Raw genomic sequence first — 14367 nt, 5'->3', positions numbered from 1 at the left:
AAGGGATGGGGTCCGAGATGGGGATTCAGCTTACGGCAATTCATTATGTCTATCTGGCTTGCATTGCAGGCATATTGGCCTTGTTGATCCGGAGAAGGGATACGACCATTATCTGCGTGGCGGGGATCTTCCTGTTGGGACTGTTGGCGACGGGGACGCTGGGAGGTTCGGTTTCCGGGATATTCGAGGCTTTCATTTTTGCGACAAAAGAACTGATGGGAACGATCATGATTATCTCGATCGTGGTGGCTATGAGCCGGGTGTTGATCCTGACCGGGATTAACGAGACGATGCTGGGCCCCTTGATGCGCTTCATCCGTACGCCGTCCGTCGCTTTTTGGGGAATCGGCCTGATCATGATGGTCACTTCGTTCTTCTTCTGGCCCTCCCCGGGGGTCGCGTTGATCGGAGCCGTGCTGCTTCCGGTCGCGCTACGCGTCGGCCTCCCGGCGCTGGGAGCCGCGGTGGCGATGAACTTGTTCGGCCACGGCATTGCGCTGTCGGGCGACTATATCATTCAGGGAGCGCCGAAGTTGACGGCGGACGCGGCGGGGCTGTCAACCGGCGAGGTCATGGCGGCGAGCGTGCCGCTGGTCGCGGTCATGGGTGTGGTGACCACGGTCACGGCCTATTGGCTGATTCGCCGCGACCAGAAGCGGGGGACTTGGCGCGACGGGCTGGTCGCGGAGCCCGGGGCGGCAGGCGTCCTGACGGCCGGCGGAGCGGGAAGCAGGGAGCGTGGGCGCGGGAAAGTGCCGGGACGAGAGAAGGAACAAGGCAAGGGACAAGACAAGGGACAAGAGTGTAAGGAGCCACAAGGGCGCAAGCTGATGCAGGGTCAAGCGCACGGGGAGGCGAAAGGACGCAGGCGATTGCAAGAAGACGAGCCAGTCCCGCTAGCGGCGCCCGTCAAAAAAACGCTCGCCCTGCTGATTCCGCTCCTTTTCCTCGCCGATGTGGCGGCGATGTTGCGGCTGGATCTGCAGGGCGGAGAGGCGACGGCGCTCGTCGGCGGCACCGCCGTGCTGATCCTGGTCGCGGTCGCCCTGTTGGCGCACCGCGGCAGGGGGCTGGAAAAGACGACGTCCTACCTCATCGACGGCTTCGTCTTCGGTTTTAAGGTGTTCGGTCCGGTCATCCCGATCGCCGCGTTTTTTTATCTCGGCGATTCCGCGTTTACGGACCTGTTCGGGGAGACGCTCCCGGCGGGTTCGCACGGGATCGTCAACGACCTGGGGGCCGCGCTGGCGGGCAGCGTCCCCTTGAACGGCGCCGTCGGCGCCGTCACCCTGGCCGCGGTCGGGGCGATCACCGGCCTCGATGGCTCCGGCTTCTCCGGCATCTCCCTCGCCGGGTCGGTCGCGCAGCTGTTCGCGGCCGCGACGCAAACCGACGCCGCCACGCTGACGGCGCTCGGCCAGATCGCCGCCATCTGGGTCGGCGGCGGCACGCTGATCCCGTGGGCGCTGATCCCGGCCGCCGCGATCTGCGGCGTCAGCCCGTTCGAGCTCGCCCGGCGCAATCTGGTGCCGGTGCTGACCGGGCTTGCGGCGACGACGCTGGTCGCCATTTGCCTGCTCTGACCGTGTCCGGTCTGACCGGCCGTCGTGCGGCACGGGACGCTGCGCAGGGAGAAGCACGCCCGCCCCGCCCCGCGCAGCTCTTGCCAGCAGCGAAATTAACGGGATTTCCTCCCGTTAATTTCGCGCATAAACCGCTGCGGGCTCAACTAACGGGAAAATCTCCCGTTATTTAAGCCCGCCATCGGCCCAGGCGCTCCTTCGAGGCAAATTTAGCTGGAGAAATTCCAGCTAATTGCGGATCGGAGCGCCAAACGCGCATAATTAGCGGGAGGTTTTCCCGCTAATTGCTTTCAAAGCTTTGCCAGCTTAGTCAGTAAGAGATCGAAACGTATTAGTTCTCGTTCTCTCAGCTGGCGCCTTCTCGTTTAAGCCACTATCCACCCGATTTCTTCACAGCCTTCCAACCAAATCAACCCAATTACAGCCACCCGACTTATCGCTCTCCACCCAGCCAAATGAAGGCCATTCAACTCATCAACAACTCCTAACACCTTATCATGCACTCCATCCATACCGAACCATGCGCTCCATCCATACCGAACCATGCGCTCCATCCATACCGAACCATGCGCTCCATCCATACCGAACCATGCGCTCCATCCATACCGAACCATGCGCTCCATCCATCACCGATATCCACCCACCCAACTAATCCAAATAGTCCAGCACACCGTGAACCAAACCGTACCGCACCAGCCGTTGGCCGGTTCCGCGGGTGCAGGGGTACAGCCAGCCTTTGTCGCACAGCTTGCGGAGCATGTGCACCGCCGTCTTGTGATCCACGGTAAAGTGGTGCTCCACATCTTTCGGTCGGATCTCACCGTTGAGGTGCACCGCTAGGCGAATCAGTTCTTTTTCGGCGAGTACGGCTCGGTGTGCGGGTTTCTTAGCGGGTTGCAGCCGAGTTAACGCCATCCGCAATAAAGTCAGGCAAAGGCCGGGGCGCTGCTCCACGTCATCATAAGCAAACGAAAGCACATGATAGCCCATCGCGTACAGGAAGGTTTCCCGATTCAGCTCCTGGCTGTATTTTTGCCGGTCCATGTCCCTGACGTGTGAAGCATACCCTTTAATCTCGATGATCAACTTCACATAACCCGGCAGCCAGGCGAAGTCGGTAAAATACGATCTTCCCCGCCAGTCAGGCACCTCATACTCCGGATGCAGTTGATCCAGATTGCCCTGGAGCGGCCACCACACCTGTTTAAGGAACAGTTTTTCCGCATGAAGATGGCCTCTTTCCAGCCGCCCCTTACGCTCTCCGCTTCTGGCAGCCAAATGGTTATGTAACCATAACGCATGACTTTGTTCAAATTCCATACTTCTATTCACCCTTTCACGGAAAAATAAAAACGCCCCGCCTTACTCCGGTGGAGTAAAACGGGACGTTCTTCGTCTCTTCTGAGATAAGTATATGCGAATTTGACGGTGCTGACTATATTTTCGCTTCAGTCTTTCTACTCCCCAAAATAACAGGAAAACCTCCAGCTAATTTTGAATAAGAATGGCTAGAGCAGAAAATTAGCTGGAAAACCTCCCGTTATTTTAGACGCTACCCCCATCAAACTCGCCTTGTACGCCAAATTAGCTCCGCTTTTTCCAGCTAAATGCTGAAAACCGGACGAAACCGCCAAATTAACAGGAGCTTTTCCCGCTAATGAGCGATCGAGAACAGAACTTAGCCAGCTTTGCTGCGCCTACGGGGGTTCCACCTGTTAATGAGCGATCGAGAACAGAACTTAGCCAGCTTTGTTGCGCGCCTACGGGGGTTGCACCTGTTCATGAACGGCCATACCGGAACTCAGCCACCTTACGGGCTTGCACCTCTCCCGCTTAATATCGCCCGGTCCAAAAATAAATCAGTTCCTATCGGTATCCTAAATTGTGGTATTATGATAACAAATACATAAATGAGGTGATTTTTGCTTGATTGGACGCAGTGGTAATCCTACTCTGAAAGAGAGTACATTCGAGAGAGCGGGTGCGTTCTCCGGGATGAACGCGATGACGATTGAGGGAACCGTTAACAAAGCGTTTATTACGCTTGTTATCCTTCTCGGCAGCGCATTCAGCACATGGATGCTGTATTTTGACGGCTACAATGTAATTCCTATGGCGATTGGCGGGGTATTGGTCGGATTTATTCTGGCCTTGATCGTCAGCTTTGTGCCGAAGGCGGCGCCATTTCTGGTGCCGGTTTACGCGATTGCGGAGGGGATGTTCCTAGGGGCGATTTCCGCGCAATATGAGACGTTAATCGAACCGGGAATCACGCTGAACGCCATCCTTCTGACGATGGGCGTGTTCTTAGCCCTGCTGATCGCTTACAAGACGAGATTGATCAAAGCGACGGAAAACTTCAAACTGGGTGTCGTTGCGGCTACCGGCGGCATCGCGCTGGTATACCTGATCAACTTCATCCTGGGATTCTTCGGAATGAAGGTTCCATACCTGCATGATACCGGACTTATCGGCATCGGCATTTCGGTCGTGATTGTGATCATCGCCGCGCTGAACCTCGTGCTGGACTTCGACTTTATCGAGAACGGCGCTGCGCAAGGCGCTCCGAAATACATGGAGTGGTACGGCGCGTTCGGCCTCATGGTTACACTGGTATGGCTGTATCTGGAGATCATCCGCTTGCTTGCCAAGCTGGCGGCCAGCCGGGACTAATACGGATTGCCGACTTGAACCGGCAACAACAAGGAAAAGGCTGACGGGAACTCCTCCCGCCAGCCTTTTTTTACGTCCGTCTAGCCGATTTCCTTGACCGAAGCCACTTCATAGATGATCAGTTCACTACCCAGAATCGGAGATTCCTTTTTCGCGTCCTCCCCGGACCCTGATTCGCCGGATACGCCGGATGCGGGCCGCTGATGCGCGGCCTTAAAAGCGTCGCTATTCCTCCAGGCTTCAAAATCGTCGATCGTTTCCCAATACGTATTGACGTTCAACTCATCGTAATCGCTCAGGTTCTGCGTCAGCAGCACCTCCACCTTGACGATCCCTTTGGACGTATCCAGCGGGCCGGGGGCGGTAAACCGGGGAGCCATGGCGGCGGCCATGCCTTTTTTGACGCGAATGCGGTTGGTTACTACGACCATGTTCGAACAGCTCCTTTGCTTGGGAATTTACTTATGGTGTCAATGATGCTCAGGATTAGTATAGAGTTTTTACGGAGTGAAGAAAAGTTTGTGTCCTATATAGTTGAACTATTGATCTACATATATGATAGATTTAGATTTCACACTCTTGCTCTTGTCTAAAGCCGACTCTTCGATTCAATTTATTATAGATTGTTTAGCCGGAGTAACTTGGTTGGTCTGGTTGACGTTGACTCGGATGGTTGTAGTGATGGTTGGCGACATAAGCTGGAGGGGACGGTGGCCCAATTATCGGGAATTCCTCCCGTTAATTGGATGCCTATGCGGCAGCAGAAGTGAATTAGCTGGAAAAATCCCCGCTAAATCGCCTGAAATTGCGTATATCGGCGGTTGGAGTCGTGAAATAGATGGAGTTTTTCCAGCTAAATAGAATACAAGGGCCAATAACGGAAAATTAACGGGAGGTTTTCCCGTTAATAAGTGGTAAAGTGTGTGGCCTGATTACCGACGGTGCTACTTTATACCCGGTTTATGATTTTGTTAGATTTATGCGATACGAATAGGAGAAAAAGGTGATGGACATGCCGGACACAACGGTGTTGATTGTAGATGACGAAGCGGACATCGTGTCCTTTTTACGGGATGCGCTGGAGGATGAAGGTTATGAGGTGTTGACGGCACGGGACGGAGAAGAGGCGGTACGCCAGGCCGAAAAAGGACCGCAGCTCGTGCTGCTCGACGTCATGATGGACGGCATGAACGGCTTTGAGGTGTGCGAGCGGATCCGGTCTGCGGTGCATGGGCCGATTATTTTTCTGAGCGCCTGCCAGGAGGAAGCGGATCGCATCAATGGCCTGGTGGTCGGCGGGGACGACTACCTCGTCAAGCCCTTCAGCCTGTCCGAGCTGAAAGCCCGCGTTCATGCCCATCTGCGCCGGGAGCGCCGGCAATCGGAATCCCGCGAGGAGGAAGTTCTCCGGTTCGGCGATCTTACGATCGACTATAATCGGCATACGGTGCGTATTCGGGGAGAGGAAGTCGAGTTGACCGCGAAGATGTTCGATATCGTCTGGCTGCTAGCTCTGAATCGGGGGCATGTTTTTTCCAGGGAGCATATTTATGAACGGGTATGGGGCCTGGAAGCCGATGGGGACGACTCGACGGTAACGGAGCATATCAAAAAAATCCGGGCGCGGCTTCAGGCCGTCTCGCCGGAAGACAATTACATCCAAACCGTGTGGGGAGTCGGTTACAAATGGAAATAAAGACTGTATCGATTCGCACCCGGCTGCACCGGATGATCGTCTGGATTTTGACGCTGAGTCTCGTCTGCACGTTGCTGACCTGGTTCCTCATGCTCCTGATCGGGCAATCGCGGGTTAATGGCGAGAACTACTACGAGCGGATGATTCCCGGCATACAGGAACGCCTGTGGCGGGAAGGGGAGCGCGTGCTCGATCCGGCGGCGGCCTCCGGTCTGGATGCCGTCATTCCGCCGGAAGGCTTCAAATACAAAGTGGTCGACAAGTCGGGGGAATTTGTCTACGGTACTTCCCCGGATCGTTCGGATGTGCCGCCGGCAGAGCTTCTGGAACGTTTAAACAAGGTTACACGGGGACCGGAGCATGATTACATCCAATATGTCCCGCTGCTGGACGGGAATAAACAAATGGGCGGAGCGCTCTTGTTGTCCTATAAGCTGAAGGTAACGCCGATCCGCGATTCGGATTCCCTGCTGGTAAAGGCGGGAGTTCCCCTCTTTCTTTGCATTCCTTTCGTTTATATCGTTCTGTTTACGATTCTGTTCGTGCGCCGCTTTGACCGGGAGATCAAGGGGCCGCTCGACCAGTTGATCACCGCCACGGCCCACATTCGGCAGCAGGATTTGCAATTTACGTTGACGCAGCGCGGGACGATTACGGAGATCCGGGACTTGACCGGGGCGTTCGAGCGGATGCGGAAGGAGCTGGCGGATTCACTTCACCGGGAGTGGAAGCTGCAGAAGGATCGCAAGGAGATTATCGCGGCCCTGGCCCACGATATCCGTACGCCGCTGACCGTGATCCAGGGGCACGTGGAAGGGCTGGAGGAAGCGAGGCGGCGAAATATAGACCGGTTCGACCGATACCTGCATGTCATCAAGGCGAATGTCGATCGGGCGGTGAAGCTGGTGCGGGATTTGAACCAGACGGCGGTGCTGGAGCAGGACTCTTTTCAACTCGCCAAGGTGGCGTTCGATCCCGCGGAGTATTTGGAGGAGAAGGCCGGTGAATATGAATCCTGGTGCGAAAAAGAAGGCGTCTGGTTCGTATTCCAAATGACCGATACCAGGGAAACTCCGGGAAGCCCCAAACTGCTTGCCGATCCGGACCGGCTCTCGCAGGTGCTGGACAATCTGGTCTCCAACAGCCTGCGGTTTGCGGAGCGGGGAGAGATCAGGCTGACCGCGCGGATCGGCGGGGAGCGGTTGGATCTGCTACTGGCCGACAATGGTCCGGGATTTGAGCCGGGCAAGGAGACCGAGGTGTTTCAGGCCTTTTACCAGGGCGGAACGGGCGTGAGCCGGCGCAAGGGACATGCGGGTCTCGGCCTCTATATTGCCAAAACCCTCGTCGACAAACATGGCGGGGAGATCGCGGCCAGCCGGGGCGAGGACGGCGGGGCGGTCGTCACGGTGACGCTGCCGATGGGAGAGGGCCGGAAAGACGAACCGGCCGCAGGCGCAGGCGGGCAGTGATTCGAAGAACATTTCACACGGCTGCCTTACGGGTAAATTAGTTCAACTTATATAGAATCTGCCACGCGAAACTGGCTTGTGTTCATATTAAAAATTTGGGACAATAGAACAGATTGAACCATTGAAGAGTTTTCGCATAGAAAGAGGCAGACTTATGAATAAACCATCCATTTATGGATTGACTTTAGAGCAGCTCGGTACCTGGCTGGAGGAGCACGGGCAGAAGAAATCCCGCGCCCTGCAGGTTTGGGAAGGGCTTTACCGGCAGCGGGCCAGAGAATTTCGGGAAATGGGCGGGGTTACACCGGAGACGCTCGAGCTGCTGGAGGCGCATTTTTCGCTGCAAACACTGGAGGTGCACACGAAGCAGCAGTCCGCTGACGGGACCGTGAAGTTCCTGCTGCGGCTGGCGGACGGCAACCTGATCGAGACGGTGCTGATGCGGCACAAGTTTGGATTGTCCGTCTGCGTGACCACGCAGGTCGGCTGCAATATCGGCTGCAGCTTCTGTGCCAGCGGATTGCTCAAGAAGAGCCGGGATTTGACCTCCGGCGAGATCGCGGAGCAGATCATGAAGGTGCAGCTGTTCCTGGACGAGGCGGGGGAAGGGGAACTCGTCAGCCACATCGTGGTGATGGGCATCGGCGAGCCGTTCGATAATTTCACGCATCTGGTGAATTTCCTGCGGACGGTGATGGATCCGAAGGGACTGGCGATCGGGCCGAGACATATCACTGTTTCGACGAGCGGCCTGGCCGACAAGATCCGGGAGTTTGCGGACCTTAACCTGCGCGTCAACCTGGCGGTTTCGCTGCATGCGCCGAACAATGAGCTGCGTACCCGGATCATGAAGATCAACCGCGCGATTCCGATCGAAACGCTGATGCAGGCCATCGACTACTACCTGGAGAAAACGAATCAGCGGATTACGCTGGAGTATATTTTGCTGCGCGAAGTGAACGACCAGCGGGAGCAAGCGTTGGAGCTCGCGGAGCTCATCGGGGATCGGAGACCGTACGTGAATGTGAACCTCATTCCGTATAACCCCGTCGATGAGCACAGCCAATATCAGCGCAGCGATCAGGAAGCCGTACTGGCCTTCTACGATGCGCTGAAAAAGCAAAGCGTCAGCTGCAGCATCCGGCTCGAGCACGGCACCGACATCGATGCCGCTTGCGGCCAGCTGCGCAGCAAACAGATCAAGCGGCTGGAGCACGCTTGATCGTGAACCGCCCCGAAGCGCGAACAATAGCGCGCGTTTCGGGGCGGTTTTTTTGCGGCGGGCCGGCGGGCGGCTCCCGGCCGCGGCCTGCCTCGCGCGGGCCCATTAACGGGAAAACCTCCCGTTAATGGACCGCGAAAGGCCTCAAGCGGCGCAAATAGCTGGAAACTCTCCAGCTAATTTTCGGCCTTTTGAGGCCATAGGCCAGTTCGGCCCGAATTAACGGGAGGAAATCCCGTTAATTCATTTCACGGCGCTTCCTCCGCCTAAATAACGGGGGGAATTCCTGTTATTGAGAACAACTGCTGCTACTATCGGAGACCCTCTTTTTTAAAGTCAAACAAAATTCACAATATGTTCACTTACGAGACAAAATCGAAAATCGATATACTGATCAAGCCGAAAAAAAGAGAGGTGGAGAGAAGTGCCGACTACAAAAAGAGAAGCGCTATATTTTGGCTTGATGATGTGTTTGGGGATGGTTGTGTGCATGACAACTTACAATTTGCTGATGCATGATATGATCGGAAAAATAGGGTTTGCCGACATGATCATTCAGTATTTGGCCGGGTTTGTGGTGGCCATGACTTTGGAAATGTTTATTGTGGGGCCGCTTGCCAAAAAGGTGGCGTTCAAGCTGCCGATCAACAAGGCCAAGAAGCTGCAGGTCGTTCTCGCCATTTCGTCCTGTATGGTCATCGGCATGGTATTTTTTATGTCCCTTTTCGGACTGGTGATGTCCCATTTGGCTAGCGGCTCCGGAGAAGGTTCGTTGTTGATGAATTACCTGAGCACCTTTGTGCAAAATTTCATTGTCGCTTACCCTTTGCAGCTATTGGTGATGGGACCGTTGGTACGGAGATGTTTCTCAAAGTTTGTTCAAGTTCGGACGGCATCTTAAATCAACGCAAAGACCGGGGCTGCCAGAATAGCCCCGGTCTTTGCGTCTGCTGTAATGCACTTCTTAAGCCATATAGCCTGGAGGCGGGATCCGATCGTCGAGCACATACATCGTATTGCTGGAATATCCCCAGACGAGCCATAAAATGGCGTAAACCGGCGACAGGAAAATGCCGAAAAGGACATAAGCGCCGTGTTTTCCGAAAGCGTTAAGCAGCCGAACCTGCCAAATAATGTAGAAAACCAGATTGGCGATCGGCACGAAGTACATCAAGACCCACCAGCCGCTTTCTTTGATCAATTTCAACTGCAGAATGTTGTTCAGAATCGGGACAAAGGCAAACCAGGCGATATCGTCCAGCCCGGCCTTTTTGGCCAGCGAGAAGAAAGCCCCCGCAAACAGAACATACATGGCCACGATGAATAGAAAAGCGAAAAACATGTTGTTGCATCCCCCTTAGAAGTAGATTAATCCCCTCTGTTGTTCGACAGACGGTTTGGTTATTCCTCCCCGGGATAAGGAATTTTCATCTTACTGTATAATCGCCGGACCGCGGCGGCGCATTCGGCACCTTGCTGCGAATCGGGCGCGAGAGCCCGGGCCATCGCCAACTGGACCAGCGCCTCCTCGTAAGGCATCTTGAGCTTCTGGGCTTCCTTGATGCCGCGTTCCCAGCAGCGGAAGGCCGCTTGCGGGGAGCCCTTAAGCCGCCGGTAAATCCCGGTGAGCCATTCGGAACGCGGTTTGGCGATCGGGAAGACACGGGCGAAGGTCTGAAGTCCCGTCAAGGCTTCTTCCGCCAAACTTTGCAGTTCCCCGGCCTGCCGGGGGAGGGCAATGCCTCCGCCGAGTTTCTTTTCCCAAAGCATGAGCAAAGTTTCCGCCACAGCCGCATAACTGTCGAAGGAGTAGTACGCTGCGGGCGAGGATTGCCGCATCAAGGCGAGGCTTTCTTCCGCATAACTTAACGCCTCCTCCGGCTTCCCCTCCTTGAGCCGGGCCAACGCCATCAGACCGTTAACGCGCAGTTCCTCCGTCATACCGATATTGACCGGGATGAGGGACACCGCTTCTTCCAGCTTACCGACGGCTTCCGGGATACGGCCGGAATACAGAAGCCCTTCGGAGAGGGCCATGAGTCCCCACGATCTGGCTTGGGCATTTCCGCTTTGCACTCCGGATTCATAGATTTCGGCGGCCAAGGCCATACTGGCGTCGAAATCGGAGAAATGATAAGCGAGTGTTTTTACATAAAGGTAGGAAGAGGCCTCCCAGTAACGGCGGTCCCCGAGTTTTTCGTAAATCGCCATGGCCTGCTGCGCCAGATCGCCCGCCGCTTGCCATTCCCCGGTGCCGATATTGTTCAACGAAATGTCCATGTAAACCCAGGCTTTGGTGGAGAGATCGTCGAGCGCCTCGGCCGCATCCAGCGCTTGTTTTGCGTAAGAGCGGGCCAGTCTTCGCCAACCCATGATTCCCGCAGTAACGCACATATTCCCCGTAATGATGGCCAGCTCTTTGGAAACGCCGGACGTCTCGGCCAGATTGAGTCCATGGATCGAATAGTACAGGTTCCGTACGTTCTGATTGTTAAAAAAAGCGATCTCCGCCAGACAGTGATAACAATGAACCGCTTCGGCCACGGCGGGCGTCGGCTTGGAGGTCGAGGTGAATCCCATCGACCGCTTCAGGCGGTGCCACAACTGGACTACCAGTTGGCGGGACATCTGCCTTTTGATGCGCTCGGTGTACTTGGCGGAGTGCATATCCAGCAGGTCGAGCGTCTCCTCCAGACAAGGGACCGCCTGCTCCATGTCCCCGACCCCCATATAAGCGTCGCCGAGCAGGCGCCGATATTTGGCCCGGTCGGATTTCGGCGTATCGGCGGCTTCGGCCTTGGCCACAAGCTCGGACAGGACATTGACCGCTTCTTGATAAGCGCCGCTCTGGAGGGCCTGGCGTCCGACCTTCTCCAGATAGTACATGCTTTTCGCCGTATCTTCCACTCTCGACCAGTGATAAGCCAGCACACTGTAATAAGCCGGGGCGTCCGGATACTGCTGTTCGTACCACAGGGCCAGTTCACGGTGAAGCTGGCGGCGCTGGGCATGCAGGAGCAGGTTGTACGTTACCTCTTGCGTGATAATATGCTTAAAAATATACGATAATTCGGGTTCCCTGCTCTCCAACAGGGTCAAGTTGACTTGCTCCAGCGTATCGAGCCGGTTGTATAGCGCGTTGTCCGCCGTCGGCACCGGCAGAATCCCTTGGAGCGCGGAATAGGTAAAATGTCTGCCGATGACGCTGGCCACCTTTAAAATGAGCTGTTCCTCCGTAGGCAGCCGGTCGATGCGGCTGGCGATAATGCCATGGATCGAGTGCGGAAAGTCAAAGTTCATGAATTCGTTCTCCGACTTCAAAAGACGGCATTCCCCGTTCTTGATGCCGATATAGCCGTAATCGCGCAGGGTATACGCCAGCTCTTCACAATAAAAGGGGTGGCCTTCCGATTTGTCCAGAATCAGGTTGATCACCGGTTCGGGGAGCGAGGTCACCCCGAGGCGGTCCTGAATCAGCTGGAGTGTTTCTGCGCCGTCCAGCATCGACAAGTCGACCGTTTCCGTCCCGGGGCGTTCCTGCAACTGGCGGGACTCCATCGGCTGCGCAGCCTCCTCCGGCCGCAGGGCCGCTACAACAAGAACGGAGGGAAGCCGCTCGGTAAGACCGAGCAGCAGCGTCCAGGAGGAGGGGTCGATCCAGTGGGCGTCGTCTATGAAGAGGGCGGTCCGCTGCGTTCCGATCAGGCTTTGCAGCAGCTCCAGGCAGATCGTCTGGGTGTTCTCCGCCCGGATCCGGCCCGACATGGAGGCGGTCCACTCGTTGTCCGCGATTTCGAAAGGGACCACCGGCTGCAGCAGCGGGAATAAATGCTCCCAGGACGGCAGCCGTTCCTGAACGATCCGCTGAACATGCTCACGCCGGTCCCCTTCGTCAGCGGGCACTTTATCCAACTCCAGCAGCGCCCAAAAAATGCTTCGCCAAGGATAATACGGCGTTTGCTTTTCGATAGCTTCCCCGGCTCCATTGAATAAGGGGAGGCCGTAGCCGAGAATTTCGTGCTGCAGCTCGCCCAGCAAGCTGGTCTTTCCCATCCCGGCTTCGCCCCGGAGGAAGACGCAGCCGCTGCCGCCCTCGAGCAGGCGCACGACATGGCGGCGCAGCGCGCCGTGTTCGGCTTTCCGGCCGAACAGCGCTTGCGGCTGCTGCTCCCGCCCCCGGCGGCGGCCCGGCGCGGAGCGGCCCGCGGCGCCGATGATGCCGGCGGGCTCGTAGACCGCGCGGGCGCCGGCGAAGCCGCGGAACTGCCTCGGTTCCCCGGCCTGGAACCGGATGGCTCCCGAAGCCGCCGTATAGGTGGCTTCATCGCACAAGATCGCGCCGTCCCCGGCCGCTTGCATCAGCCGGGCCGCCAGATTCATCGTGTCGCCGATCATCGTGTATTCCCGGCGCAAAGGACTGCCGACGGACCCGCAGTACACTGTGCCCGTGGCAACGCCGATCGCATGCGGGATTCCCGCCTCCCGCAGCTCTGCCTGAATGCGCAGCGCCGTCCTTAAGGCGCGCTCCGCGTCGTTCTCGTAGGTCAGGGAAGGCAGGCCGGCGGCCGCGATGACGGAGATGCCTTTTTCGTCAAGGTTCACCTTGTTGATGGCGATTTGGCAGGTATGCGCACCCGCTTGAATTCTCTGCATCGTCCGGTGGATTTGCTGAAGGCTGCTCTGCTCCAGCACTCCCGGAAGATGAATGAACATCACGGTAATCCGCCGGAGCTCGGCGGACCAGTCATGATCCCCGGCCGCTGCGGAAGCCAACAGGGCGGGGGGAAGATATGGGAGCATCGAGGGGTCCAGTCCGGATGGCGGAGCGTTTTTGCCCGGAGCAGTCCCGTTCGACACCGGGGAGGCACCCGGCAACATGAAGGCGATAAAGACCGCTCCGTTCTCCAACGGAGCCCCGTGGCTTGCCGCATACGCCTCGATTTGCGCAAAGGCCTGCGGAGACAGCAGGACTTTGCCGACTTCTGCGGAGCCCGCGAGTTCCTTTAACTGCACGATCGCGTCTCCGCGCAGCACAAGCTCCCAGCGTCCGCTCGTGCCTCCGACATAGCTGACGGTATAGCCGCCTCCGCCTACAAAGACCCGCAGCGCCAGGTTTACGCCGTCCATGATCTCCCGCTGATGGAGTTCCCGCTGCAGGTCCAGCCCGCAGGCGGCAGCCTGGCGGATCAGGCGCTGGCGGCCTTCCTCGGTGGCTTGCCCGCTTCCTTCGCTCCATGTCGCCAGCAGGGCGTCGCCGGCGAAGCTGACGACCTTGCCTCCGGCGCGTGAAATCAAGTCGATCATGGTGTCAAAGCAGGCATTCAGGATGCCCGTGATCTGTTCGAGGCCGATCGTCCCTTGGTGGGCGAGCTTTTGGCTCAGCAGCGTAAAGCCGGAAATATCGACGAACAGCACCGCGCCGGAATGAACGTCTTCGACGGGGGTACGGCGATCCCACTCGGGGGCGTTCCACTTCTGCAGCAGCAACTCCGGCACATAACGGGTTAACTCGATCGTTTGAATCATGACCATCCTCGCTTACTCCGGGATTCTTGTATCCCGAGATAGAATAGATATCTCAAATATAGGGTCGCTGGGAAGAAATGACAATATGAATTTTGGGCCTTTAGGTCCGAAGTGATAATACTGTTTCTAAAGCCCGGGGGTAAGTCGCGGTAGATATTTAAGTCATGCTAGATTGCAATTTATTACCAATGCCAA

Annotated in this window: 11 protein-coding genes; 6 read left to right on the top strand and 5 right to left on the bottom strand. The window is 56.7% G+C overall.

Annotated features, from left to right (window positions below):
• Positions 1-17: 17 nt before the first annotated feature.
• A complete protein-coding gene (locus V4U88_RS06265; RefSeq protein ID WP_334072403.1) occupies positions 18-1583 on the top strand; it encodes a hypothetical protein in 1566 nt (521 codons plus the stop codon).
• A gap of 495 nt (positions 1584-2078) precedes the next feature.
• On the opposite strand, the gene V4U88_RS06260 is transcribed toward V4U88_RS06265, so the two are convergent.
• Together V4U88_RS06260 and V4U88_RS06255 are read right to left on the bottom strand one after the other, a co-directional pair.
• Positions 2079-2210, bottom strand: a complete 132-nt coding sequence (locus tag V4U88_RS06260) for a hypothetical protein (protein ID WP_334072402.1) — start codon at positions 2208-2210, stop codon at positions 2079-2081.
• A 21-nt stretch (positions 2211-2231) separates the two neighbouring features.
• Positions 2232-2903, bottom strand: a complete 672-nt coding sequence (locus V4U88_RS06255; protein ID WP_334072401.1) for a DUF559 domain-containing protein — start codon at positions 2901-2903, stop codon at positions 2232-2234.
• 606 nt (positions 2904-3509) lie between these two features.
• On the opposite strand from V4U88_RS06255, the gene V4U88_RS06250 reads away from it, so the two are divergent.
• Positions 3510-4256, top strand: a complete 747-nt coding sequence (locus tag V4U88_RS06250) for a Bax inhibitor-1/YccA family protein (protein ID WP_334072400.1) — start codon at positions 3510-3512, stop codon at positions 4254-4256.
• An 80-nt stretch (positions 4257-4336) separates the two neighbouring features.
• Here the strand turns inward: V4U88_RS06250 and V4U88_RS06245 are convergent, their stop codons facing one another.
• Positions 4337-4687 (bottom strand): heme oxygenase, encoded by a 351-nt coding sequence (locus V4U88_RS06245; RefSeq protein WP_334072399.1) that lies wholly within the window; start codon positions 4685-4687, stop codon positions 4337-4339.
• A 575-nt stretch (positions 4688-5262) separates the two neighbouring features.
• On the opposite strand from V4U88_RS06245, the gene V4U88_RS06240 reads away from it, so the two are divergent.
• The 4 genes from V4U88_RS06240 to V4U88_RS06225 all read left to right on the top strand — a co-directional run bounded on the left by V4U88_RS06240 (position 5263) and on the right by V4U88_RS06225 (position 9547).
• Complete coding sequence (locus V4U88_RS06240; protein WP_334072398.1) at positions 5263-5952, top strand: response regulator transcription factor; 690 nt, start codon at positions 5263-5265, stop codon at positions 5950-5952.
• A complete protein-coding gene (locus V4U88_RS06235) occupies positions 5943-7424 on the top strand; it encodes a sensor histidine kinase (protein ID WP_334072397.1) in 1482 nt (493 codons plus the stop codon). Before V4U88_RS06240 ends, V4U88_RS06235 begins: the two co-directional genes overlap by 10 nt.
• Before the next feature lie 154 nt (positions 7425-7578).
• Entirely contained in the window at positions 7579-8646 is a 1068-nt protein-coding gene (gene rlmN, locus V4U88_RS06230; protein WP_334072396.1) for a 23S rRNA (adenine(2503)-C(2))-methyltransferase RlmN, read from the top strand.
• Positions 8647-9070: 424 nt separating this feature from the next.
• Positions 9071-9547 carry a DUF2798 domain-containing protein gene (locus tag V4U88_RS06225; RefSeq protein WP_334072395.1) on the top strand — a complete coding sequence of 159 codons (477 nt, stop codon included), beginning with the start codon at positions 9071-9073 and terminating at the stop codon, positions 9545-9547.
• A gap of 63 nt (positions 9548-9610) precedes the next feature.
• Here the strand turns inward: V4U88_RS06225 and V4U88_RS06220 are convergent, their stop codons facing one another.
• Both V4U88_RS06220 and V4U88_RS06215 read right to left on the bottom strand, forming a co-directional pair.
• Positions 9611-9988, bottom strand: coding sequence for a DUF5684 domain-containing protein (locus V4U88_RS06220; RefSeq protein WP_334072394.1), 378 nt, complete (start codon positions 9986-9988; stop codon positions 9611-9613).
• A 59-nt stretch (positions 9989-10047) separates the two neighbouring features.
• The gene (locus V4U88_RS06215; protein ID WP_334072393.1) at positions 10048-14178 is read right to left on the bottom strand and encodes an AAA family ATPase; all 4131 of its coding nucleotides are present in this window, start codon (positions 14176-14178) and stop codon (positions 10048-10050) included.
• Positions 14179-14367: the final 189 nt, after the last annotated feature.

It is taken from the genome of Paenibacillus sp. A14 (assembly GCF_036864815.1).
GTDB lineage: Bacteria > Bacillota > Bacilli > Paenibacillales > Paenibacillaceae > Fontibacillus > Fontibacillus sanfengchensis.
Note: the sequence above shows the minus strand (reverse complement) of the source record. Positions and strands in the feature narration are given on the sequence as shown.

Coding starts and splice junctions, on each gene's coding strand:
- V4U88_RS06260 (WP_334072402.1), bottom strand. CDS start 2,210: ATGGATGGAGCGCATGGTTCGGTATGGATGGAGCGCATGGTTCGGTAT.
- V4U88_RS06255 (WP_334072401.1), bottom strand. CDS start 2,903: ATGGAATTTGAACAAAGTCATGCGTTATGGTTACATAACCATTTGGCT.
- V4U88_RS06265 (WP_334072403.1), top strand. CDS start 18: ATGGGGATTCAGCTTACGGCAATTCATTATGTCTATCTGGCTTGCATT.
- V4U88_RS06220 (WP_334072394.1), bottom strand. CDS start 9,988: ATGTTTTTCGCTTTTCTATTCATCGTGGCCATGTATGTTCTGTTTGCG.
- V4U88_RS06235 (WP_334072397.1), top strand. CDS start 5,943: ATGGAAATAAAGACTGTATCGATTCGCACCCGGCTGCACCGGATGATC.
- V4U88_RS06240 (WP_334072398.1), top strand. CDS start 5,263: ATGGACATGCCGGACACAACGGTGTTGATTGTAGATGACGAAGCGGAC.
- rlmN (WP_334072396.1), top strand. CDS start 7,579: ATGAATAAACCATCCATTTATGGATTGACTTTAGAGCAGCTCGGTACC.
- V4U88_RS06215 (WP_334072393.1), bottom strand. CDS start 14,178: ATGGTCATGATTCAAACGATCGAGTTAACCCGTTATGTGCCGGAGTTG.
- V4U88_RS06245 (WP_334072399.1), bottom strand. CDS start 4,687: ATGGTCGTAGTAACCAACCGCATTCGCGTCAAAAAAGGCATGGCCGCC.